Origin of the sequence: Zunongwangia sp. HGR-M22 (assembly GCF_027594425.1) — a bacterium.
GTDB lineage: Bacteria > Bacteroidota > Bacteroidia > Flavobacteriales > Flavobacteriaceae > Zunongwangia.
This window is the reverse complement of record NZ_CP115159.1, coordinates 617470-637617: the sequence shown is the minus strand read 5'-3', so window position 1 is coordinate 637617 and position 20148 is coordinate 617470. Positions and strand designations below refer to the sequence as shown.

Annotated in this window: 32 protein-coding genes; 1 reads left to right on the top strand and 31 read right to left on the bottom strand. The window is 36.6% G+C overall.

Translation table 11 applies throughout. From position 1 onward, the window contains the following. Positions 1 to 9 precede the first annotated feature (9 nt). The 31 genes from PBT91_RS02735 to rpsL form a co-directional block, all read right to left on the bottom strand. Complete coding sequence (locus PBT91_RS02735; RefSeq protein WP_270060270.1) at positions 10 to 1002, bottom strand: DNA-directed RNA polymerase subunit alpha; 993 nt, start codon at positions 1000 to 1002, stop codon at positions 10 to 12. A 20-nt stretch (positions 1003 to 1022) separates the two neighbouring features. Beyond that, on the bottom strand, positions 1023 to 1628 hold the full coding sequence (rpsD, locus tag PBT91_RS02730) for a 30S ribosomal protein S4 (RefSeq protein ID WP_270060269.1): 606 nt from the start codon (positions 1626 to 1628) through the stop codon (positions 1023 to 1025). An 86-nt stretch (positions 1629 to 1714) separates the two neighbouring features. Further along, positions 1715 to 2107 (bottom strand): 30S ribosomal protein S11, encoded by a 393-nt coding sequence (rpsK, locus tag PBT91_RS02725; RefSeq protein ID WP_270060268.1) that lies wholly within the window; start codon positions 2105 to 2107, stop codon positions 1715 to 1717. Between the two features lie 8 nt (positions 2108 to 2115). Further along, positions 2116 to 2490 (bottom strand): 30S ribosomal protein S13, encoded by a 375-nt coding sequence (rpsM, locus tag PBT91_RS02720; protein WP_270060267.1) that lies wholly within the window; start codon positions 2488 to 2490, stop codon positions 2116 to 2118. Between the two features lie 2 nt (positions 2491 to 2492). Beyond that, positions 2493 to 2609, bottom strand: a complete 117-nt coding sequence (gene ykgO, locus PBT91_RS02715; RefSeq protein WP_010519235.1) for a type B 50S ribosomal protein L36 — start codon at positions 2607 to 2609, stop codon at positions 2493 to 2495. 119 nt (positions 2610 to 2728) lie between these two features. Continuing rightward, complete coding sequence (gene infA, locus PBT91_RS02710; protein WP_013073244.1) at positions 2729 to 2944, bottom strand: translation initiation factor IF-1; 216 nt, start codon at positions 2942 to 2944, stop codon at positions 2729 to 2731. Between the two features lie 2 nt (positions 2945 to 2946). Next, positions 2947 to 4281, bottom strand: coding sequence for a preprotein translocase subunit SecY (gene secY / locus PBT91_RS02705; RefSeq protein ID WP_270060266.1), 1335 nt, complete (start codon positions 4279 to 4281; stop codon positions 2947 to 2949). Positions 4282 to 4292: 11 nt separating this feature from the next. After that, entirely contained in the window at positions 4293 to 4745 is a 453-nt protein-coding gene (rplO, locus tag PBT91_RS02700) for a 50S ribosomal protein L15 (protein WP_270060265.1), read from the bottom strand. A gap of 9 nt (positions 4746 to 4754) precedes the next feature. After that, on the bottom strand, positions 4755 to 4937 hold the full coding sequence (gene rpmD, locus PBT91_RS02695) for a 50S ribosomal protein L30 (RefSeq protein ID WP_270060264.1): 183 nt from the start codon (positions 4935 to 4937) through the stop codon (positions 4755 to 4757). Positions 4938 to 4950: 13 nt separating this feature from the next. After that, positions 4951 to 5475, bottom strand: a complete 525-nt coding sequence (rpsE, locus tag PBT91_RS02690) for a 30S ribosomal protein S5 (protein WP_270060263.1) — start codon at positions 5473 to 5475, stop codon at positions 4951 to 4953. A gap of 6 nt (positions 5476 to 5481) precedes the next feature. Then, the gene (gene rplR / locus PBT91_RS02685; protein WP_270060262.1) at positions 5482 to 5838 is read right to left on the bottom strand and encodes a 50S ribosomal protein L18; all 357 of its coding nucleotides are present in this window, start codon (positions 5836 to 5838) and stop codon (positions 5482 to 5484) included. 10 nt (positions 5839 to 5848) lie between these two features. Next, positions 5849 to 6391 (bottom strand): 50S ribosomal protein L6, encoded by a 543-nt coding sequence (rplF, locus tag PBT91_RS02680; RefSeq protein WP_270060261.1) that lies wholly within the window; start codon positions 6389 to 6391, stop codon positions 5849 to 5851. 19 nt (positions 6392 to 6410) lie between these two features. Next, positions 6411 to 6809 (bottom strand): 30S ribosomal protein S8, encoded by a 399-nt coding sequence (gene rpsH / locus PBT91_RS02675; RefSeq protein ID WP_270060260.1) that lies wholly within the window; start codon positions 6807 to 6809, stop codon positions 6411 to 6413. Between the two features lie 59 nt (positions 6810 to 6868). Then, entirely contained in the window at positions 6869 to 7138 is a 270-nt protein-coding gene (gene rpsN / locus PBT91_RS02670; protein WP_270060259.1) for a 30S ribosomal protein S14, read from the bottom strand. Between the two features lie 2 nt (positions 7139 to 7140). After that, positions 7141 to 7692, bottom strand: coding sequence for a 50S ribosomal protein L5 (gene rplE, locus PBT91_RS02665; RefSeq protein ID WP_270060258.1), 552 nt, complete (start codon positions 7690 to 7692; stop codon positions 7141 to 7143). Between the two features lie 2 nt (positions 7693 to 7694). After that, positions 7695 to 8006 carry a 50S ribosomal protein L24 gene (gene rplX, locus PBT91_RS02660; RefSeq protein ID WP_270060257.1) on the bottom strand — a complete coding sequence of 104 codons (312 nt, stop codon included), beginning with the start codon at positions 8004 to 8006 and terminating at the stop codon, positions 7695 to 7697. A gap of 12 nt (positions 8007 to 8018) precedes the next feature. Continuing rightward, complete coding sequence (gene rplN / locus PBT91_RS02655) at positions 8019 to 8387, bottom strand: 50S ribosomal protein L14 (RefSeq protein WP_121667792.1); 369 nt, start codon at positions 8385 to 8387, stop codon at positions 8019 to 8021. Positions 8388 to 8389: 2 nt separating this feature from the next. After that, positions 8390 to 8647, bottom strand: a complete 258-nt coding sequence (rpsQ, locus tag PBT91_RS02650; RefSeq protein ID WP_089373243.1) for a 30S ribosomal protein S17 — start codon at positions 8645 to 8647, stop codon at positions 8390 to 8392. Between the two features lie 18 nt (positions 8648 to 8665). Continuing rightward, positions 8666 to 8857, bottom strand: coding sequence for a 50S ribosomal protein L29 (rpmC, locus tag PBT91_RS02645; protein ID WP_270060256.1), 192 nt, complete (start codon positions 8855 to 8857; stop codon positions 8666 to 8668). A gap of 10 nt (positions 8858 to 8867) precedes the next feature. Next, the gene (rplP, locus tag PBT91_RS02640; RefSeq protein ID WP_270060255.1) at positions 8868 to 9287 is read right to left on the bottom strand and encodes a 50S ribosomal protein L16; all 420 of its coding nucleotides are present in this window, start codon (positions 9285 to 9287) and stop codon (positions 8868 to 8870) included. 17 nt (positions 9288 to 9304) lie between these two features. Continuing rightward, positions 9305 to 10021 (bottom strand): 30S ribosomal protein S3, encoded by a 717-nt coding sequence (gene rpsC / locus PBT91_RS02635; protein WP_270060254.1) that lies wholly within the window; start codon positions 10019 to 10021, stop codon positions 9305 to 9307. Positions 10022 to 10028: 7 nt separating this feature from the next. Next, on the bottom strand, positions 10029 to 10436 hold the full coding sequence (gene rplV, locus PBT91_RS02630) for a 50S ribosomal protein L22 (protein WP_270060253.1): 408 nt from the start codon (positions 10434 to 10436) through the stop codon (positions 10029 to 10031). 8 nt (positions 10437 to 10444) lie between these two features. Next, the gene (rpsS, locus tag PBT91_RS02625; RefSeq protein WP_092543168.1) at positions 10445 to 10723 is read right to left on the bottom strand and encodes a 30S ribosomal protein S19; all 279 of its coding nucleotides are present in this window, start codon (positions 10721 to 10723) and stop codon (positions 10445 to 10447) included. A 6-nt stretch (positions 10724 to 10729) separates the two neighbouring features. Then, positions 10730 to 11557 (bottom strand): 50S ribosomal protein L2, encoded by an 828-nt coding sequence (rplB, locus tag PBT91_RS02620; protein ID WP_270060252.1) that lies wholly within the window; start codon positions 11555 to 11557, stop codon positions 10730 to 10732. A gap of 9 nt (positions 11558 to 11566) precedes the next feature. Beyond that, positions 11567 to 11857, bottom strand: a complete 291-nt coding sequence (gene rplW, locus PBT91_RS02615) for a 50S ribosomal protein L23 (protein WP_270060251.1) — start codon at positions 11855 to 11857, stop codon at positions 11567 to 11569. A gap of 9 nt (positions 11858 to 11866) precedes the next feature. Then, on the bottom strand, positions 11867 to 12493 hold the full coding sequence (rplD, locus tag PBT91_RS02610) for a 50S ribosomal protein L4 (protein WP_270060250.1): 627 nt from the start codon (positions 12491 to 12493) through the stop codon (positions 11867 to 11869). Further along, complete coding sequence (rplC, locus tag PBT91_RS02605; RefSeq protein WP_270060249.1) at positions 12493 to 13104, bottom strand: 50S ribosomal protein L3; 612 nt, start codon at positions 13102 to 13104, stop codon at positions 12493 to 12495. Before rplC ends, rplD begins: the two co-directional genes overlap by 1 nt. Positions 13105 to 13245: 141 nt before the next feature. Next, positions 13246 to 13551 carry a 30S ribosomal protein S10 gene (rpsJ, locus tag PBT91_RS02600; RefSeq protein WP_092543176.1) on the bottom strand — a complete coding sequence of 102 codons (306 nt, stop codon included), beginning with the start codon at positions 13549 to 13551 and terminating at the stop codon, positions 13246 to 13248. 10 nt (positions 13552 to 13561) lie between these two features. Then, positions 13562 to 15673, bottom strand: a complete 2112-nt coding sequence (fusA, locus tag PBT91_RS02595; protein WP_270060248.1) for an elongation factor G — start codon at positions 15671 to 15673, stop codon at positions 13562 to 13564. Positions 15674 to 15678: 5 nt separating this feature from the next. Continuing rightward, positions 15679 to 16155 carry a 30S ribosomal protein S7 gene (rpsG, locus tag PBT91_RS02590; protein ID WP_270060247.1) on the bottom strand — a complete coding sequence of 159 codons (477 nt, stop codon included), beginning with the start codon at positions 16153 to 16155 and terminating at the stop codon, positions 15679 to 15681. 25 nt (positions 16156 to 16180) lie between these two features. Further along, positions 16181 to 16555, bottom strand: coding sequence for a 30S ribosomal protein S12 (gene rpsL, locus PBT91_RS02585; protein ID WP_010230128.1), 375 nt, complete (start codon positions 16553 to 16555; stop codon positions 16181 to 16183). 368 nt (positions 16556 to 16923) lie between these two features. Between rpsL and PBT91_RS02580 the strand changes: the two genes are divergently transcribed. Then, positions 16924 to 20145: a SusC/RagA family TonB-linked outer membrane protein gene (locus PBT91_RS02580; RefSeq protein WP_270060246.1), complete on the top strand. Its 3222-nt coding sequence runs from the start codon at positions 16924 to 16926 to the stop codon at positions 20143 to 20145. Positions 20146 to 20148 lie beyond the last annotated feature (3 nt).

Genomic DNA, 20148 nt, shown 5'->3' with positions numbered 1-20148 from the left:
CAATGTGAATTAGTCCTTATCCAATTTATATTTTGAAAGATCCATACCAAAGTTTAGTCCTTTGTTGCTTACAAGCTCTTCAAGCTCTGTTAATGATTTCTTACCGAAGTTACGGAACTTCATAAGATCATTTTTATTGTAAGATACAAGATCTCCTAAGGTATCAACTTCAGCCGCTTTTAAACAATTTAATGCTCTAACTGAAAGATCCATATCTACTAACTTAGTTTTTAGTAGTTGTCTCATATGAAGAGATTCTTCATCATAAGTTTCAGTTTGTGCAATTTCATCAGCCTCTAATGTTATACGCTCATCAGAGAATAACATGAAGTGGTGAATCAAAGTTTTTGCTGCTTCTGTTAACGCATCTTTAGGATGAATAGAACCGTCACTGCTAATTTCAAAAACTAGTTTTTCATAATCAGTTTTTTGTTCTACACGGTAATTCTCAATACTATATTTTACATTCTTTATAGGAGTGTAAATAGAATCTGTGAAAATTGTACCTAAAGGAGCATTGGCTTTCTTATTTTCTTCTGCAGGAACATAACCTCTACCTTTTTCGATAGTGATCTCCATATTAATGTTCACTTTGCTATCAAGATGACAAATCACTAAATCGGGATTTAAAACTTGAAAACCAGAGATAAACTTTTGAAAGTGACCAGCGGTTAATTCTTCTTCACCAGAAACAGAAATTGTAACGGCTTCGTTATCTATTTCATCAATTTGCCTTTTGAATCTAACTTGTTTAAGATTCAAAATTATTTCTGTAACATCTTCTACAACTCCAGGAATTGTTGAGAATTCATGATCAACACCTTCGATACGAACCGAAGTGATCGCAAATCCCTCTAAAGAAGATAACAGCACTCTTCTTAAAGCGTTACCAACGGTTAACCCATAACCAGGTTCCAAAGGACGAAATTCAAATTTCCCCTCGAAATCTGTAGAGTCAATCATTATAACTTTATCGGGCTTCTGAAAATTTAGTATTGCCATATTACGACTTCTGTGAATTATTATTTCGAATATAATTCGACGATGAATTGTTCATTGATATTTTCTGGAATCTGAACTCTTCCAGGTACTGAAACAAAAGTTCCTTGTTTTGTTTCGTTGTTCCAAGTAATCCATTCGTAAACACTGCTATTATTAGCTAATGAATCCTGTACTACTTGTAAAGATTTAGATTTCTCTCTTACTCCAACTACATCTCCTGCTTTCAATTGGTAAGATGGGATATTTACTAATTCTCCATTCACAGTAATGTGTCTGTGAGAAACTAGTTGCCTTGCAGCTCTTCTTGAAGGCGCAACACCTAATCTAAATACAACATTATCTAATCTAGACTCACAAAGTTGTAGTAATACCTCACCGGTAATTCCTTGCGAACTTGTTGCTTTTTCAAACATGTTTCTAAATTGACGCTCTAAAATACCATAAGTATATTTAGCTTTTTGTTTCTCCATTAACTGGATAGCGTATTCAGATTTTTTACCTCTACGACGGTTGTTACCGTGCTGTCCTGGAGGATAATTTCTTTTTTCAAAAGATTTATCATCTCCAAATATAGCTTCACCGAATTTACGGGCTATTTTGGTCTTTGGACCTGTATATCTTGCCATTTAAAATTGATTTACAGAAAAGGGATTATGAATTAAGGCATTCGTCCTTCGATAATCGTAATTTCCTTTTCTAATTATATAATTAATTATACTCTACGTCTCTTAGGAGGACGACATCCGTTATGCGGAAGTGGTGTAACATCGATAATTTCAGTTACTTCAATACCACTGTTATGGATAGAACGAATCGCTGATTCTCTACCATTTCCTGGTCCTTTAACGTAAACTTTTACTTTGCGCAACCCAGCTTCGTGAGCTACTTTAGAAGCATCTTCTGAAGCTAACTGAGCAGCGTAAGGTGTATTTTTCTTAGATCCTCTAAAACCCATTTTACCGGCTGAAGACCAAGAAATAACATCTCCTTTTTTGTTGGTCAAAGAGATGATAATATTGTTAAAAGAAGCAGTAACATGAGCTTCTCCAATAGACTCAACGTTTACTTTACGTTTCTTTTGAGCTTGTTTTGTTGACTTTGCCATATTACTTATTATTTAGTTGCCTTTTTCTTGTTAGCAACAGTTTTTCTTCTTCCTTTTCTAGTTCTAGAATTGTTTTTGGTTCTTTGACCTCTTAATGGCAATCCAGAACGATGACGAATACCTCTGTAACATCCAATATCCATTAGACGCTTAATACTCATCTGAACTTCAGTACGTAATTCACCTTCAATTGTGTAGCCACCTACTGCTTCACGGATACGACCTATTTCATCATCATCCCAATCTGAAACTTTCTTACTTTCATCAACTTTGGCCTGTGCAAGTATTTCCTGAGCCCTGCTGTTGCCAATTCCGAAGATATAGGTTAACGCTATAACTCCTCGCTTTTGTTTAGGTATATCTACCCCTGCAATTCTTGCCATAATTAGCCTTGTCTTTGTTTAAATCTAGGATTCTTTTTGTTAATCACATAAAGGCGCCCTTTTCTGCGTACTATTTTACAGTCGGCACTTCTTTTCTTTATTGATGCTCTAACTTTCATCTTTATATTTTTTATAAATGCCAGATGCAAAAATAAAATTTACATATGGCCTATTTGCCAAAATAATTTTTTCAGAGTGCAAAAGTAATGAAAAAATTATTAATAGCTCAATTTACTTCTTAGTATCTGTAAGTTATACGAGCCTTAGATAAATCATAAGGACTCATTTCTAACTTCACCTTATCTCCTGGCAGTAATTTAATGTAATGCATACGCATCTTGCCTGAGATATGAGCGGTCACAACATGACCGTTTTCTAGCTCTACACGAAACATTGCATTAGACAATGCTTCGATAATAGTTCCGTCTTGTTCAATTGCTGGTTGTTTTGCCATAATTAAGCTACTGCTTTTCTGTTTTTACCTGTTTTCATTAATCCGTCATAGTGTCTATTCAACAAGTAAGAATTTACTTGCTGCATAGTATCGATTGCAACTCCAACTAGAATTAAAAGAGAGGTACCTCCAAAAAACAACGCCCAACCTTGCTGAACACCTAACAACTTTACAATGATCGCTGGGAAAATAGCAATAATTGCTAAAAACACAGATCCAGGAAGCGTTATTTGTGACATTATACGATCTAAATATTCAGAAGTCTCACTACCTGGTCTAATACCCGGTATAAAGCCTCCACTACGCTTTAAATCGTCAGCCATTTTATTGGTCGGTACAGTAATCGCGGTATAAAAATATGTAAAAACAATAATTAATAAAGCGAATACTAAATTATACCAAAACCCAAAGATATCACTAAATGCAGCTGTTACACCCTGTGCAGCATCGGAGTCTGATAGACCAGCCAAAGCTACAGGGATAAACATAATAGCCTGAGCAAATATTATTGGCATAACTCCAGAAGCATTAAGCTTTAAAGGAATATATTGTCTAGAGCCAAAAACATTTTTCTCATAACCACCAGTAGCAGACCTTCTAGCATATTGTACTGGTATCTGACGCACAGCCATTACCAACATTACAGCGGCTAAAATAATTGCAAACCAAATAGCTAATTCTATCAACACCATAATCAAGCCTCCGCTACCCTCGAACCTAGATGCAAATTCCTGTAGAAATGCTTGAGGAAGCGTAGCAATAATACCAACCATAATTAGCAATGAGATACCATTACCAATACCTTTATCTGTTATCTTCTCTCCTAACCACATGGCAAATACAGTTCCTGTGGTAAGAATAATAACTGAAGAAACAATAAAGGATAGGCTATCTCCTAAAAGGAAAGCATTTTGCGGCAAGGTATTGAATAGGTTATAAATATAACCAGGTCCTTGAACCAACGTAATTGCTATGGTTAACCATCTAGTAATTTGGTTTATCTTCTTACGCCCACTCTCTCCTTCTTTTTGCAGTTTCTGCAAATAAGGAATAGCGATCCCCATTAGCTGCACTACGATGGAAGCAGAAATATAAGGCATAATACCTAACGCAAAAATAGAAGCATTAGAAAATGCTCCCCCAGTAAATGCATTAAGCAAACCTAATAAACCACTGTCTGTCTGATTAGCTAAATTTGCTAACTGACTGGCATCTATCCCAGGAAGTACAACCTGAGTTCCAAAACGATAAACTAAAAGCAAACCGAGGGAAACTAAAATACGATTTTTTAGCTCCTCGATTTTCCAAATATTTTTTATAGTATTGATGAATTTCATTTGGCTATCTATTATAAAGTAACAACTTCTCCTCCTGCAGCTTCTATAGCTTCCTTGGCTGAGGCCGTAAATTTATGAACAGATACTTTTAATTTAGCCTTTAATTCACCCCTACCTAAAATTTTAACCAGTTCGTTTTTTCCAGCCAAACCGTGTTCTACAAGTACACTTAGATCTACTGTATCAGTAACTTTACCATTATCTACTAATGTTTGTAAAGTATCTAAGTTAATACCTTGATATTCTTTACGGTTTCTGTTATTAAAACCAAATTTTGGTACACGGCGCTGAAGTGGCATTTGCCCACCTTCAAAACCTATTTTCTTAGAGTAACCAGAACGTGATTTAGCCCCTTTGTGACCACGAGTAGCAGTCCCTCCTTTACCGGATCCTTCTCCACGGCCAACACGCTTATTGTTACTTCTAACTGAACCTTTTGCAGGTCTTAAGTTACTTAAATTCATGTGAACCTATTATTTTGTTTCCTCTACAGAAACTAAGTGTTTAACTTTATTTATCATACCAAGGATGTTAGGAGTATCCTCGTGCTCTACAGAACTTCCCATCTTTCTAAGACCTAATGCCTCTAGAACTCTTTTTTGATTCTGAGATCTATTAATAGCACTTTTTACTTTCGTTACCTTAATCTTTGCCATCTTGTCCTTGATTTTATCCTTTGAAAAGTTTTTCTAACGTGATCCCACGTTGTTTAGCAACTGCTTCTGCACTTCTTAACTGAAGTAATGCATCAAAAGTAGCTTTCACAACGTTATGTGGGTTAGAAGAACCTTGATTCTTAGAAAGCACATCGTGAACCCCTACAGACTCCAATACCGCACGAATTGCACCACCAGCAATAATACCGGTACCAGTTGCAGCAGGTAAAAGTAAAACTCTCGCTCCACCATATTTACCTTTTTGTTCATGTGGTAAAGTACCTTTATGTAAAGGAATACGTACCAAATTCTTTTTTGCATCTTCAACGGCTTTGGAAATAGCATCGGCAACCTCTTTCGATTTACCTAAACCTTGTCCAACTACACCATTTTCGTCACCAACCACTACAATAGCAGAGAAACCAAATGCTCTACCACCCTTTGTAACTTTAGTAACACGTTGCACTCCTACCAAACGATCTTTAAGTTCAAGACCTCCTGGTTTTACATGTTCTACGTTTTTATAATCTTGATACATATCTTCTTAGAATTTTAGTCCTCCTTCACGAGCACCTTCTGCTAATGATTTAATTCTTCCGTGGTATAAATAACCACCTCTATCGAAAGAAACAGTTTCTACCCCAGATTGCTTCGCTCTATCGGCTAAGCTTTTTCCTACCAAATTAGCAATTTCGCTTTTGGTTCCGGTAGCGTCTTTCACGTCCTTATCTCTAGAAGAAGCCGAAGCTAATGTTTTTCCAGCTACATCATCTATAATTTGAGCATAAATTTCTTTATTACTTCTATATACAGATAATCTTGGACGGCTTTCAGTTCCGCTAATATTCTTACGAATACGCTTTCTTATCTTTAATCTTCTTTTTTCTTTTGAAAATGCCATAACTAACTTATTAAGCTGATTTACCTGCTTTTCTTCTAATTATTTCTCCTTTGAACTTAATACCCTTTCCTTTATAAGGTTCTGGTACTCTGAAAGAACGAATCTTTGCAGCAACCTGTCCTAAAAGTTGTTTGTCATGAGAAGTAAGCTTAACTACTGGATTCTTACCTTTTTCAGATATTGTTTCAACCTTAACTTCAGGAGCTACATCCAAAACAATATTATGAGAAAAACCAACCGCTAAATCTAATTTCTGTCCTTGATTCGAAGCTCTGTAACCAACACCTACTAATTCTAATTCTTTAGAGAATCCATTAGTTACACCTTCTATCATATTATTAACTAAAGCACGATATAATCCATGCTTAGCTTTTTGATCACTTTTCTCAGAAGAACGCTCAAAAGAAATTACATTATCTTCTACATTAACATCTATATCGTTAATCTCTTGTTTAAGCTCTCCTAATTTTCCTTTTACCGTTACAACATTACCATTAACGTCTACATTAACACCTTCTGGAATTGTAACTGGGCTTTTACCTATTCTTGACATTTCTTAGTTATTTTAAGAATTAGTAAACGTAACACAATACTTCACCACCAACATTGTCTCTTCTAGCTTGCTTATCTGTCATTACTCCGTGAGAAGTAGAGATAATTGCTATTCCAAGACCGTTAAGTATACGTGGTAATTCTCCAGCACCGGCATATTTACGTAAACCAGGTTTACTTATTCTTTGGATATCTTTAATTACAGAGTCTTTAGTATCTTTATCATACTTAAGAGCTATCTTGATAGTACCCTGAGCGGTATCATTATCAAACTTGTAACTTAAGATATATCCTTGATCGAATAATATCTTTGTAATTTCTTTTTTAACTTTAGAAGCAGGTATCTCAACAACCCTATGGTTTGCTGCAACCGCATTTCTAATTCGCGTTAAAAAATCTGCAATTGGATCTGTATTCATTTATATTAATTTGCGGTTATGGTTTTCCGTAATTTTGGAACCTACAACCAATTTATAATTTACCAACTAGCTTTCTTAACCCCAGGAATAAGACCATTGTTAGCCATTTCTCTAAACATTACTCGAGAAAGTCCAAATTGTCTCATATATCCTTTAGGTCTACCAGTTAGCTTACAACGATTATGCAAACGCACTGGAGAAGAGTTCTTAGGTAATTTCTGCAATGCTTCAAAATCTCCAGCTTCTTTCAAAGCTTTTCTTTTTTCAGCATATTTTTTTACCATTTTTTGTCTCTTAACCTCACGGGCTTTCATTGATTCTTTAGCCATTCTTAATTCTTTTTAAAAGGTAAACCTAATTCAGTTAGTAAAGATTTAGCTTCTTTATCGGTATTTGCGGTTGTAACGAAAGTAATATCCATACCTGCAATTCTATTTACAGCATCAATATCAATTTCAGGGAAAATTATCTGCTCAGTAATACCTAAGTTATAATTACCTCTACCATCAAATCCGTTAGCTTTTATCCCGTTAAAATCACGTACACGTGGAAGTGCAGAGGTAATTAATCTATCTAAAAACTCATACATTCTATAACCACGTAAAGTTACTTTAGCACCAATTGGCATCCCTTTACGTAATTTAAATGAAGCAACATCTTTCTTTGAGATCGTTGCAACAGCCTTTTGACCAGTAATAGCTGACAATTCATCAACAGCATGGTCAATTAACTTCTTATCTGCAACAGCGCCACCAACTCCACGGCTGATTACGATTTTCTCAAGCTTTGGCACTTCCATTACATTGCTGTAACTATATTCTTCTGTAAGAGCTGATTTGATTTTGTCATCATACTCTTGTCTAAGTCTTGGTACGTATGCCATAACTATATTACTTCATTTGATTTTTTAGAAAATCTCACCTTTTTACCATCCTCTTCTCTATAACCAACTCGGGTTGCTTTACCGTCCTTAGTTACCAAAGATAAGTTAGATATGCTAATAGGTGCTTCTTTCTTTGTAATTCCGCCCTGTGGATTAGAAGCACTTGGCTTCTCATGTTTAGAAATTGTATTAATTCCTTCCACTATGGCTTTATTCTTTTCTGGAAATACTTTCTGAACTTTACCTTCCTGACCTTTATGGTCTCCTGCGATAACAAGAACAGTATCTCCTGATTTTATTTTAAGCTTTGTCATTTTTTTAATGTATTAAAGCACTTCAGGTGCTAATGATACAATTTTCATGAATTGCTTATCACGAAGTTCTCTCGCAACAGGACCAAAAACACGTGTTCCACGCATTTCTCCAGTTGGGTTTAAAAGCACACATGCATTATCATCGAATCTTATATAAGATCCATCTGGTCTGCGCACTTCTTTCTTGGTACGAACAACAACTGCTGTAGAAACTGCACCCTTTTTAATGTTCCCATTAGGTGTAGCTTCTTTAACGCTGACAACAATTTTGTCTCCAACAGAAGCGTATCTTTTCTTTGTACCTCCTAATACTCTAATTGCTAAAACTTCTTTAGCGCCAGTATTATCTGCTACTCTTAGTCTAGACTCTTGTTGTACCATAATTACTTCGCTCTTTCAATTATTTCTACTAATCTCCAACATTTAGATTTACTCATAGGTCTCGTCTCCATGATCCTAACAGTATCACCTTCGTTGCAGTCGTTTGTTTCGTCGTGAGCTACGTATTTCTTAGTTTTTAATACGAACTTTCCATACATAGGGTGTTTTACCTTTTTAACTTCAGAAACCACTATCGATTTCTGCATTTTGTTACTAGTAACTACACCTATTCGCTCTTTTCTTAAATTTCTTTTTTCCATCTTTCAGCAGAATAACACTTATTGTTGTTCTCTTTTTGTTAACTCGGTAGCTAATCTCGCTATACTTTTCCTTACAGTTCTTAACTGTATTGGGTTCTCTAATGGCGAAACAGCATGAGCCATTTTTAAATCTGCATATGCCTTACGAGATTTACCAAGCTCTTCCTGTAATTCTGCAACAGATAATTCTTTTACTTCTGATTGTTTCATAATTCAAAAATTATTCTTGATAATCTCTAGCTACGATAAATTTTGTTCTCACAGGAAGTTTCTGCGCTGCAAGACGCAATGCTTCTTTAGCAGTTGCCATAGGCACACCACCAATTTCAAACATTATTCTTCCAGGCTTTACAACAGCAGCCCAATATTCAACAGCACCTTTACCTTTACCCATACGAACCTCTAGAGGTTTTTTAGTGATCGGCTTATCTGGGAAAATTTTAATCCAGATAGAACCTTCTCTCTTCATATAACGGGTAGCAGCAATACGAGCAGCTTCTATTTGACGAGCTGTAATGAAACTAGAATCAAGTGACTTGATACCGAAAGTTCCATTTGAAAGACGATGACCTCTTTGGGCCAAACCTTTCATGCGTCCCTTCTGTTGCTTACGATATTTCGTTCTTTTAGGTTGTAACATTTTCTTTTACTTTAAAATTACTTTCTACGACGTGATTTATTACCACCTCGTGCGGAACCTTTACCACCTTGCTTCTTAGCTAAACCAACAAGCGGAGATAGTTCTCTCTTTCCGTAAACCTCACCTTTCATGATCCATACTTTAACTCCTAATCTACCATAGGTAGTGTGAGCTTCAACTAAAGCATAATCAATATCGGCCCTAAAAGTAGACAAAGGAATTCTTCCATCTTTGTAAGATTCTGAACGCGCCATTTCAGCACCGTTTAAACGACCTGAAATTTCGATTTTAATACCTTCCGCATTCATTCTCATTGCAGCCGCAATAGCCATTTTTATAGCACGACGGTAAGAGATTCTATTCTCTATCTGTCTAGCTACACTTGCACCCACTAAGTGAGCATCAAGTTCTGGTCTCTTAATTTCAAAGATGTTAATCTGAACTTCTTTGTCAGTGATCTTCTTAAGCTCTTCTTTAAGCTTGTCTACCTCTTGGCCACCTTTACCGATAATAATACCAGGTCTAGCAGTAGTGATAGTAACGGTTACAAGCTTAAGGGTACGCTCAATGATTACCCTAGATACACTCGCTTTAGAGAGGCGAGCATGGATGTACTTTCTAATCTTATCGTCTTCGGCTAATTTATCACCGTAGTCATTTCCTCCGTACCAGTTGGATTCCCATCCTCTTATGATACCAAGGCGATTACCGATTGGATTTGTTTTCTGTCCCATACTCTTCTTAGCTTTGTGTATTATTTTTTTCGCCAAGCACTAATGTAACGTGATTGGATCTCTTTCTAATTCTATGTGCACGACCCTGTGGTGCTGGACGAAGTCTTTTCAACATACTTCCACCGTCAACACGAATCTCTTTTACAACTAATTCAGCGTCTTCAATACTAGCATCTTCATTCTTAGCTTGCCAATTTGCAATAGCAGACAATAACAACTTCTCCAAACGAGAAGAAGCCTCTTTTTGACTGAATTTTAAAATTTGAAGCGCTTTTTCTACTTTTTCACCTCTAACTAAATCTGCAACTAATCGCATTTTTCTAGGTGAAGTAGGGCAGTTATTTAACTTAGCAAAAGCCGTATGCTTCTTAGCTTCTTTTATTTGCTCTGCTCTTTCTTTTTTACGAACTCCCATAGCTTCAATTATTTTCTACCTTTATTTTTAGCACCAGCATGCCCTCTAAAAGAACGTGTTGGTGAAAATTCACCTAATTTATGACCTACCATATTCTCAGTAACATAAACAGGAACAAATTGCTTACCATTATGGACAGCTATTGTTTGCCCTACGAAATCTGGAGTAATCATCGATGCTCTAGACCAAGTCTTAATCACCGCTTTTTTACCAGACTCCACATTATCAGCTACTTTTTTCTCTAACTTATAGTGAACGAAAGGTCCTTTTTTTAATGAACGTGCCATACTCTATTATTTCTTTCTACGTTCTACAATATATTTATTACTCGCTTTTGTTCTAGAGCGGGTTTTAAAGCCTTTAGCAGGCAAACCTTTTCTTGAACGTGGGTGACCACCGGATGCTCTACCTTCACCACCACCCATTGGGTGATCGATAGGGTTCATCACTACAGGTCTTGTACGTGGTCTGATACCTAACCAGCGTTTTCTACCGGCTTTACCAGAAATTTGAAGCTGATGATCACTGTTAGACACAGCACCAATAGTTGCTAAACAAACAGAAAGAATTCTTCTAATCTCTCCAGAAGGCAATTTCACAGTTGCATACTTCCCTTCTCTAGCTAACAATTGAGCAAAAGCCCCAGCACTTCTAGCCATAACAGCTCCCTGACCAGCTCTCAACTCGATACAAGAAATAATAGTACCCAATGGTATATTTGCTAACGGCATAGCGTTACCAATTTCAGGAGCAGCAGCCTCGTTAGACGAAACAATATTCTGACCTACCTGAAGACCATTTTGAGCAATAACATACCTTTTTTCACCATCTTGATAATTCAATAAAGCGATAAAGGCCGTTCTGTTTGGATCATATTCAATAGATGCTACAGTTGCAGGAACCCCATGCTTTTCACGCTTGAAATCTACAATTCTATAACGTCTTTTATGACCACCGCCTTTATAGCGCATGGTCATTTTTCCTTGACTGTTTCTACCGCCTGATTTTTTTAACGGAGCAAGTAAAGACTTCTCCGGCTTGTCAGTAGTAATGGCGTCAAACCCATTAACTACTCTAAAACGCTGACCAGGAGTAATTGGTTTTAATTTTCTTACTGACATTTCTTAGTCTTAAAGATTACTATATAAATCAATAGTTTCACCTTCCGCCACCTGTACCATAGCTTTTTTATAAGCCTTAGTTTTACCAGTGATCATACCAGATTTAGTAAATCTAGTTTTGCGATCTGGGCGGACATTTATTGTACGAACAGAAGTTACTGAAACACCATAAGCAGACTCAACTGCATCTTTAATTTCAATCTTATTCGCCTTATTACTTACCTCAAAAGAGAAACAATTTCTAAGTTCACTCTCTGCGGTAGCTTTTTCCGTAATAATCGGTTTAATTAAGATACTCATAACGCTCATTTAACTTAAATTCGACTCTAATCCTTCTAGAGACCCTTCTACGAACACAAGACTATTTGCATTCAATATTTTGTAAGTACTTAATTCTGAAACACTTACAACTTCAGAGCCTTTTAAATTACGTGACGACAAATATACGTTTTTATTTGACTCACCCAACACTATAAGAGATTTTTTCTCCTGAATACCAATAGCTTTCAAAACTTCAATAAAGTTTTTTGTACTTGGAGTATCGAAAGAAAAATCTTCAACAACCGTAATAGCTTTGTCATTTGCTTTAAGCGATAAAGCCGATTTTCTAGCTAAACGTTTTAAGGTTTTATTTAATTTAAAACCATAATTTCTTGGACGAGGACCAAATATTCTACCACCACCTCTAAAAACAGGAGATTTGATACTACCAGCTCTGGCTGTACCTGTCCCTTTTTGCTTTTTGATTTTACGTGTAGATCCAGTTATTTCAGCACGCTCTTTCGCTTTATGAGTACCCTGCCTTTGATTCGCTAAATATTGTTTAACGTCAAGATAAACAGCATGCTCATTAGGCTCTATTCCAAAAACAGCGTCAGAAAGATTAATCTTTCTACCTGTTTCTTTTCCTTTAATATCTAAAACTGCTACTTCCATTACTTTCTAATGATTACATAAGAGTTTTTGTGTCCTGGAACACAACCTTTAACAACTAAAAGGTTCTTTTCAGCTACCACCTTTAAAACTCTAAGGTTTTCAACTTTTACTTTTTCGCCACCCATTCTTCCGGCCATACGCATACCTTTAAATACACGCGCAGGATAAGATGCAGCACCAATAGAACCAGGAGCTCTTAGACGGTTATGTTGCCCATGAGTAGCTTGTCCTACTCCACCAAAGCCATGTCTTTTAACAACTCCCTGGAAACCTTTTCCTTTAGAAATACCAGAAATATCAACAAATTCACCTTCAGTAAAATGCTCTACATTTATAGTATCACCTAATTTGTAATCTCCTTCAAATCCTTGGAACTCGACAACTTTATGCTTTGCAGCAACTCCCGCTTTCTTAGCATGCCCTGTAGCAGCTTTGTTTGCAGTCTTTTTGTCATCGAAACCAAGTTGAAGTGCTTCGTACCCGTCAACCTCATTGGTTCTGACTTGGGTAATTACACATGGACCAGCTTCTATAACGGTACATGGAATGTTTTTTCCATTTTCGTCAAAAATACTAGTCATGCCTATTTTTTTTCCTATTAACCCAGACATAATTATTAATTGTTATTAATTTATAAAAAAACAGGACAGAAAAAATACCTTCTGTCCTGAATGTATCTTCCCGTTTTTCCATTGCGAAACGCTCCGGACATTTTACCTACCGTTTTAAGCAGCAGGTTTATTTAATTCTGATCACACTTTGATCTCTACTTCCACTCCACTAGGTAGCTCTAATTTCATTAAAGCATCGATAGTTTTTGAAGAGGAACTATAAATATCTAATAATCTCTTATAAGAACTTAATTCAAATTGTTCTCTAGATTTTTTATTTACGTGAGGAGATCTCAAAACAGTAAATACTTTTTTATGTGTTGGAAGCGGAATTGGTCCAGTTACAACAGCTCCTGTAGTTTTAACCGTTTTTACAATCTTCTCAGCAGATTTATCTACTAAATTATGATCGTAGGATTTTAACTTTATTCTGATTTTTTGACTCATTACCCTAATATTATTCGTTAGCTGCCCCTTTTGCTGCCTTAATAACTTCTTCTGATATATTAGAAGGAGTTTCAGCGTAGTGTGAGAATTCCATTGTTGAAGTTGCTCTACCTGAAGAAAGTGTTCTTAATGTAGTTACATAACCGAACATTTCTGATAATGGAACATCAGCTTTAACAATTTTTGCTCCAGATCTATCAGACATATTATTAACCTGACCTCTTCTTCTGTTAAGGTCACCAACAATATCCCCCATATTTTCCTCTGGAGTAACAACTTCCATTTTCATTATTGGCTCAAGAATTACTGCACCTGCTTTTTTAGCAGCCGCTTTGAACCCCATTTTTGCAGCCAATTCAAAAGAAAGCTGATCGGAATCCACAGGGTGGAAAGATCCATCTTTTAGAACTACCTTTAAGGTATCAACTTGGAATCCAGCCAACGGACCGTTTTTCATTGCTTCTGTAAATCCTTTCTGAACAGACGGTATAAATTCCTTAGGAATACGACCACCTTTAATTTCATCTACGAATTGAAGACCTTTACCTTCAAAATCTTCATCTACAGGTCCCATTTCAAATACAATATCCGCAAACTTACCACGACCACCAGATTGCTTTTTATAAACTTCTCTGTGTTCAGCAGGTCTAGTAACGGTTTCTTTGTATTCAACCTGAGGTTGACCTTCGTTTACTTCTACTTTAAACTCCCTTTTAAGACGATCTACAAGAATCTCAATATGAAGTTCCCCCATACCTGAAATAACAGTTTGACCTGATATCTCATCTGTCTTAACCTGGAATGTTGGATCTTCTTCAGCTAACTTAGCTAAAGCCATACCCATTTTATCTACATCTGCCTTTGTCTTAGGCTCCACAGCGATACCAATCACCGGCTCTGGGAAACTCATAGATTCAAGGATAATTGGGTTATTAACATCAGTTAATGTATCTCCAGTTTTTATATCTTTAAATCCAACAGCAGCTCCAATATCACCAGCCTCAATCTTATCAATAGGCTCTTGCTTATTAGAGTGCATCTGATAGATTCTAGAAATACGTTCTTTCTTACCAGATCTCACATTCAGCACATAAGAACCAGCATCTAAAGTTCCAGAATAAACTCTAAAGAAAGCTAAACGACCAACAAATGGATCGGTTGCAATTTTAAAAGCCAATGCTGAAAATGGAGAATCTACATTAGGCTTACGACTTTCTTCTTCGCCTGTATCTGGATTTTCTCCAACAATAGCGTCCACATCCACAGGAGAAGGTAAGTATCTCATTACCGCATCAAGCATTGCCTGAACCCCTTTATTTTTAAATGCAGAACCACACATCATTGGTATAATAGACATGTCACATGTAGCAGCTTTCAAAGCAGCAATGATTTCATCCTCAGTGATCGAATCTTCATCTTCGAAGAATTTCTCCATTAAAGCTTCATCATACTCTGCAACAGCTTCTACAAGCTCAGCTCTATATTTATTAACGTCATCTATAAGCTCTTCAGGAATATCAATAGTTTCATAGGTCATCCCGTGATCTTCTTCATTCCAAATAATTGCTTTCTTTGAAATAAGATCTACTACACCTTTGAAATCTACTTCCTCACCAATAGGAACTTGTAATGGAACAGGATTACCTCCTAACATTTCTTTTACCTGACGGCAAACATTAAAAAAGTCTGAACCCTGACGATCCATTTTATTAACAAAACCTAATCTTGGTACACGGTATTTATCTGCCTGTCTCCATACAGTTTCAGATTGCGGCTCAACACCATCAACTGCAGAAAATAAAGCTACCACCCCATCTAATACACGAAGCGAACGCTCTACCTCTACTGTAAAATCAACGTGACCAGGAGTATCGATAATATTCACGATATAATCATGACCGTTATAAGGCCACGAACAATGAGTTGCAGCAGAAGTAATAGTAATACCTCGCTCCTGCTCTTGCTCCATCCAATCCATAGTTGCGGCTCCATCATGAACCTCTCCTATTTTATGGCTAATACCTGTATAATAAAGGATACGCTCTGTTGTTGTTGTTTTACCAGCATCAATATGAGCAGCAATACCTATATTTCTTGTAAATTTTAAATCTCTTTGTGCCATTTTATTTAGAATCTAAAGTGAGAGAATGCTTTGTTTGCTTCTGCCATTTTATGAGTATCCACTCTTTTCTTAACAGCAGCACCTTCTTCCTTAGCTGCAGATAATACTTCAGCAGCAAGTTTAGCAGCCATAGTTTTTTCATTTCTCTTACGAGCAAAACTAATAAGCCATTTCATTGCAGTAGACACTTTTCTATCAGGTCTAATTTGCATAGGAATTTGGAAGGTTGCACCTCCTACTCTTCTACTTCTTACCTCAACATGAGGCATAACATTAGATAAGGCATCTTTCCAGATCTCTAATCCAGTTTTCTCCTCATCTTGCTTTTTTTCTTCTACAATAGCGATTGCATCATAGAAAATTTTAAAGGCAACCGATTTCTTACCATCCCACATCATCATGTTCACAAAACGCGTAACAAGTTGATCATTAAACTTAGGATCTGGCAAAAGTGGTCTTTTCTTAGCCTGTCTTTTTCTCATTTCTTTACATTAAAAGTTTAATAAATTACTTCTTAGGGCGTTTAGCTCCATACTTAGATCGACGCTGAGTTCTACCCTCAACACCTGCGGTATCTAGTGCACCACGAACAATGTGATACCTAACACCTGGTAAATCTTTTACCCTTCCGCCTCTAACTAATACTATCGAGTGCTCTTGAAGATTGTGACCTTCACCTGGTATATAGGCATTCACCTCTTTACCATTGGTTAACCTAACCCTAGCTACTTTTCGCATAGCCGAGTTTGGTTTCTTAGGAGTAGTTGTGTACACACGTGTACAAACTCCCCTTCTTTGAGGGCACGAATCTAAAGCAGCCGATTTACTCTTCTTAGTTATCTTGGCTCTTCCTTTTCGTACTAATTGTGAAATTGTTGGCATAATTTCTTTTACAATATTTATTAATTTAAACCACCTTCTTTTAAAAGGTGTGCAAAGGTAGAAATAAATTTCAAGTATTCAAACAGTTATGTCATTTAAATATTATTCAGTTCAATTAACCTGTTCTTAACTATTTCCAAAAAATTTAGCCGATACTGTTATAAAAATCTAAAAAAACTACCTTCAATTGTTAATCTTTGTAGATACCGATAAATTTAACACATTTCCCCTAAAGCCTGTCAACCAACTAAATAGATTTAGCTTTATTGACTTCACAGACACATCATCTTTTTAAGCACTTCTCATACGCTTGATTTCTTAACTATTTATTATCACATTTGGCATTGGCTAATTCAAATAAATTTAAAATGAACACAAAACTATGTAGTTTTTTAACGTTATTCTTAGCGTTAATTGCGCACGTAACATTTGCGCAAGAAAAAACGGTCTCCGGTACCGTTACAGACGATCAAGGTTTACCCCTGCCAGGGGTAACTGTCCTTTTAAAAGGAACAAACTCGGGAACTCAAACTGACTTTGATGGTAATTATAGTATCACCGCAATTGAAGGGGATGTTCTTGTTTATTCCTTTATCGGAATGCAAACCGTAGAGTACACGGTACAAAACAATGATGAAATCAACATCACACTTGAAACCGATTCTGCACAATTAGACGAAGTTGTAGTTACAGCATTAGGAATTGAAAGAGAAAAGAAATCTTTAGGTTACGCCACGCAAGAGGTAGCTGGTAATGAAGTTTCTGATGTTCCACAGGCCAACTTTGTAAACTCTTTACAGGGTAAAGTTTCAGGTTTACAGGTTAAGCCTTCAGGTACAATGGGTGGATCATCCAACACTGTAATTAGAGGTTTCTCATCCCTAACAGGAAGCAACCAGGCGCTTTATGTGATAGACGGTACTATTATCGATAACTCTAACAACAACACCTCTAGCCAACAAGCTGGTGGTGGCGGGTACGATTACGGTAATGCTGCCACAGACATCAACCCAGAGGACATTAAATCTATAAATGTACTTAAAGGAGCTGCTGCATCTGCACTTTATGGCTCCAGAGCATCTAATGGTGCAATCATTATTGAAACCAAAAAAGGAGCTAAAAGAAGTGGAATTGGTATTTCTATAAATTCCACGATTATGGTATCTGAAGTTAATAATAACACTTTACCAGAATACCAAAAAGAATACGGTGCTGGTTATGGTGCTTACTATGACACTCCATATTTTAATAATTACAGCAATCTAGACCTACCAAACGGCTTTGATCCTTCGATCCCTTTCACACCTTTTACAGAAGATGCTTCTTATGGTGCTGCATTTGATGGTCGCCCAGTTTATCAGTGGAACTCTATTTACCCGCAACTAGAGGGGACTTACCAGCAAGCAACACCATGGCTGCCTGCTGAAAACGACCCTAATAGCATTTGGAAAACAGGAACTACAGCTATAAATTCATTCGCATTATCAGGTGGTGGAGAGACCAATACTTTCAGATTAAGTGTTACAAATTTTGATCAGGAAGGAAACCTGCCTAATAGTTCTATAAAAAGAAACACTATAAAATTTAGTGCCAGTCAGGACATAGTAGAAGATCTAACGGTATCTACAAACATATCCTATATTAAAACAGATGGTAAGGGACGTTACGGAACCGGATACAGTTCTGAAAACCCTATGCAACAATTTCGCCAATGGTGGCAAACGAATGTTGATCTTAAAAAACAAAAACAGGCTTATTTCGATACTAAACAGAACATTACTTGGAATCCAAATAGTCCTGCAGACTTATCTCCAATATACTCCAACAATCCTTACTGGACTCGTTATGAAAATTACCAAACTGACACTAGAAATAGATACTTCGGTAATTTTAATATAAACTATTCCATAAGTGACGTATTTAGTGTTTTAGGCCGTTTTACTTTTGACACGTACGACGAATTAAGAGAAGAGAGAAGAAATGTAGGTAGCGATGGCGTATCCGGTTATTCCCGATACAACAATAGACAAGCAGAATACAATTACGACCTTATCTTAAATTTCAATAAAGACTTTGGGGAAGATTTTAACTTAGATGGAAACATTGGTTGGAACTTAAGAAGAAATGAATGGAGTGACATAAGAGCTGAAACAAATGGAGGTCTACGAGTTCCAGGTCTTTTCTCTTTATCTAACACATCATCACCTTTACTAGCGCCAGATGAATATGAAGCTGATAAACTAGTTGATGGTATTTATGCTCGCGCAAGTGTTGGTTTTAAAAACACATATTATATAGAAGGTACTATAAGAAGAGACCGTTCTTCTTCTTTACCATCTTCAGATAACACATACTACTATCCGTCAATTTCGGGTAATATTTTATTATCTAATCTTGTCGATGCTGATTGGTTGAATTTCACTAAACTTAGAGCAAACTATGCTGAAGTAGGTGCTGATACCAACCCATATAGAATTCAACAATATTACAGCCTACTTAATCCTTACGGAGATGCAGCCATGGCTAGCAATATAAGTCAAATAAACAATGCAAACTTGAAACCGGAACGCTCTAAAGCCTATGAATTTGGTATAGAGGCAGACTTTTTCGATAGAAGATTAGGTTTAGATGTGACTTACTATAATAGCACAACTGAAGATTTAATTACTCCGGTTGATATTTCTAATGCAACAGGTTTTAATACTACAGTTAGAAACGCGGGATCTTTAGAAAACAAAGGTTGGGAAGTACAGTTAAGAGGTACACCTATCCAAACTGAAGATTTCTCCTGGAATATAAGTGCTAACTGGACAAGAAACCGCAGTGAAGTTATTTCCTTAGATGAAAGTCTAAGCAACTTACCTCTAGCCAGTTTGCAAGGTGGAATAACTATCGATGCTAGCCCAGGACAACCTTATGGCGCTATAAGAGGTACAGATTATATTTATGATGATGCCGGAAATAAAGTTGTTGGTGATAATGGTTATTATTTGCTATCTGAAACTAACAACGAAATTATCGGTAATGTGCAGCCAGACTGGATTGGTGGTGTTCAGAATACATTTAATTATAAAAACATTAGTCTAAGCGTCTTGATCGACGGTCAAAAAGGTGGGGACATCTACTCTTTAGATACTTGGTATGGTATGGCTACTGGCCTCTATCCAGAAACCGTGGGCACTAATGATCTAGGCAATCCGAAGAGAAACACGCTTGCAAACGGCGGAGGTATTGTTTTACCAGGCGTTACAGAAGATGGCCAACCTAACAGAACTAGAGTAGGATTTGACAATTACAACCATCCTTATGGATACGGTCGTGATGCAAGTAAAGGCCACGTTTATGATGCTTCATTTGTAAAATTACGTGAAGTTAATCTAACTTATAGCTTCGGCGAGAAAATTATAGATAGCACACCTCTAACTAATGCATCAATCTCATTAATAGGTAGAAATTTATGGATTATCCACAAAAATATACCATACTCAGATCCAGAAGCTGGTCTTAGCTCAGGTAACGTACAAGGATATCAATCTGGTGCTTACCCAAGTTTGAGAGAAGTTGGTGCAAGTCTTAAACTTAATTTTTAATTA

Bases quoted from the DNA above. Each gene is read 5' to 3' on its own strand.
- rplW (WP_270060251.1), bottom strand. From the start codon at position 11,857: ATGAGTATCTTAATTAAACCGATTATTACGGAAAAAGCTACCGCAGAG.
- rplC (WP_270060249.1), bottom strand. From the start codon at position 13,104: ATGTCTGGGTTAATAGGAAAAAAAATAGGCATGACTAGTATTTTTGAC.
- ykgO (WP_010519235.1), bottom strand. From the start codon at position 2,609: ATGAAAGTTAGAGCATCAATAAAGAAAAGAAGTGCCGACTGTAAAATA.
- rplE (WP_270060258.1), bottom strand. From the start codon at position 7,692: ATGGCATACGTACCAAGACTTAGACAAGAGTATGATGACAAAATCAAA.
- rplR (WP_270060262.1), bottom strand. From the start codon at position 5,838: ATGGCATTTTCAAAAGAAAAAAGAAGATTAAAGATAAGAAAGCGTATT.
- PBT91_RS02580 (WP_270060246.1), top strand. From the start codon at position 16,924: ATGAACACAAAACTATGTAGTTTTTTAACGTTATTCTTAGCGTTAATT.
- rplF (WP_270060261.1), bottom strand. From the start codon at position 6,391: ATGTCAAGAATAGGTAAAAGCCCAGTTACAATTCCAGAAGGTGTTAAT.
- rplN (WP_121667792.1), bottom strand. From the start codon at position 8,387: ATGGTACAACAAGAGTCTAGACTAAGAGTAGCAGATAATACTGGCGCT.
- rplV (WP_270060253.1), bottom strand. From the start codon at position 10,436: ATGGGAGTTCGTAAAAAAGAAAGAGCAGAGCAAATAAAAGAAGCTAAG.
- rpsC (WP_270060254.1), bottom strand. From the start codon at position 10,021: ATGGGACAGAAAACAAATCCAATCGGTAATCGCCTTGGTATCATAAGA.
- rpsE (WP_270060263.1), bottom strand. From the start codon at position 5,475: ATGTATCAAGATTATAAAAACGTAGAACATGTAAAACCAGGAGGTCTT.
- PBT91_RS02735 (WP_270060270.1), bottom strand. From the start codon at position 1,002: ATGGCAATACTAAATTTTCAGAAGCCCGATAAAGTTATAATGATTGAC.
- rpmD (WP_270060264.1), bottom strand. From the start codon at position 4,937: ATGGCAAAGATTAAGGTAACGAAAGTAAAAAGTGCTATTAATAGATCT.
- rpmC (WP_270060256.1), bottom strand. From the start codon at position 8,857: ATGAAACAATCAGAAGTAAAAGAATTATCTGTTGCAGAATTACAGGAA.
- rplO (WP_270060265.1), bottom strand. From the start codon at position 4,745: ATGAATTTAAGTAACTTAAGACCTGCAAAAGGTTCAGTTAGAAGTAAC.
- rplD (WP_270060250.1), bottom strand. From the start codon at position 12,493: ATGGAAGTAGCAGTTTTAGATATTAAAGGAAAAGAAACAGGTAGAAAG.
- rpsL (WP_010230128.1), bottom strand. From the start codon at position 16,555: ATGCCAACAATTTCACAATTAGTACGAAAAGGAAGAGCCAAGATAACT.
- rpsQ (WP_089373243.1), bottom strand. From the start codon at position 8,647: ATGGAAAAAAGAAATTTAAGAAAAGAGCGAATAGGTGTAGTTACTAGT.
- rpsN (WP_270060259.1), bottom strand. From the start codon at position 7,138: ATGGCTAAAGAATCAATGAAAGCCCGTGAGGTTAAGAGACAAAAAATG.
- rplX (WP_270060257.1), bottom strand. From the start codon at position 8,006: ATGACAAAGCTTAAAATAAAATCAGGAGATACTGTTCTTGTTATCGCA.
- rpsD (WP_270060269.1), bottom strand. From the start codon at position 1,628: ATGGCAAGATATACAGGTCCAAAGACCAAAATAGCCCGTAAATTCGGT.
- rpsM (WP_270060267.1), bottom strand. From the start codon at position 2,490: ATGGCAAGAATTGCAGGGGTAGATATACCTAAACAAAAGCGAGGAGTT.
- rpsG (WP_270060247.1), bottom strand. From the start codon at position 16,155: ATGAGAAAAAGACAGGCTAAGAAAAGACCACTTTTGCCAGATCCTAAG.
- rpsJ (WP_092543176.1), bottom strand. From the start codon at position 13,551: ATGAGTCAAAAAATCAGAATAAAGTTAAAATCCTACGATCATAATTTA.
- rpsH (WP_270060260.1), bottom strand. From the start codon at position 6,809: ATGAATACAGATCCAATTGCAGATTTTTTAACGCGAATTAGAAATGCG.
- secY (WP_270060266.1), bottom strand. From the start codon at position 4,281: ATGAAATTCATCAATACTATAAAAAATATTTGGAAAATCGAGGAGCTA.
- rplP (WP_270060255.1), bottom strand. From the start codon at position 9,287: ATGTTACAACCTAAAAGAACGAAATATCGTAAGCAACAGAAGGGACGC.
- rpsK (WP_270060268.1), bottom strand. From the start codon at position 2,107: ATGGCAAAGTCAACAAAACAAGCTCAAAAGAAACGTAAAGTAAACGTT.
- rpsS (WP_092543168.1), bottom strand. From the start codon at position 10,723: ATGGCACGTTCATTAAAAAAAGGACCTTTCGTTCACTATAAGTTAGAG.
- rplB (WP_270060252.1), bottom strand. From the start codon at position 11,557: ATGTCAGTAAGAAAATTAAAACCAATTACTCCTGGTCAGCGTTTTAGA.
- fusA (WP_270060248.1), bottom strand. From the start codon at position 15,673: ATGGCACAAAGAGATTTAAAATTTACAAGAAATATAGGTATTGCTGCT.
- infA (WP_013073244.1), bottom strand. From the start codon at position 2,944: ATGGCAAAACAACCAGCAATTGAACAAGACGGAACTATTATCGAAGCA.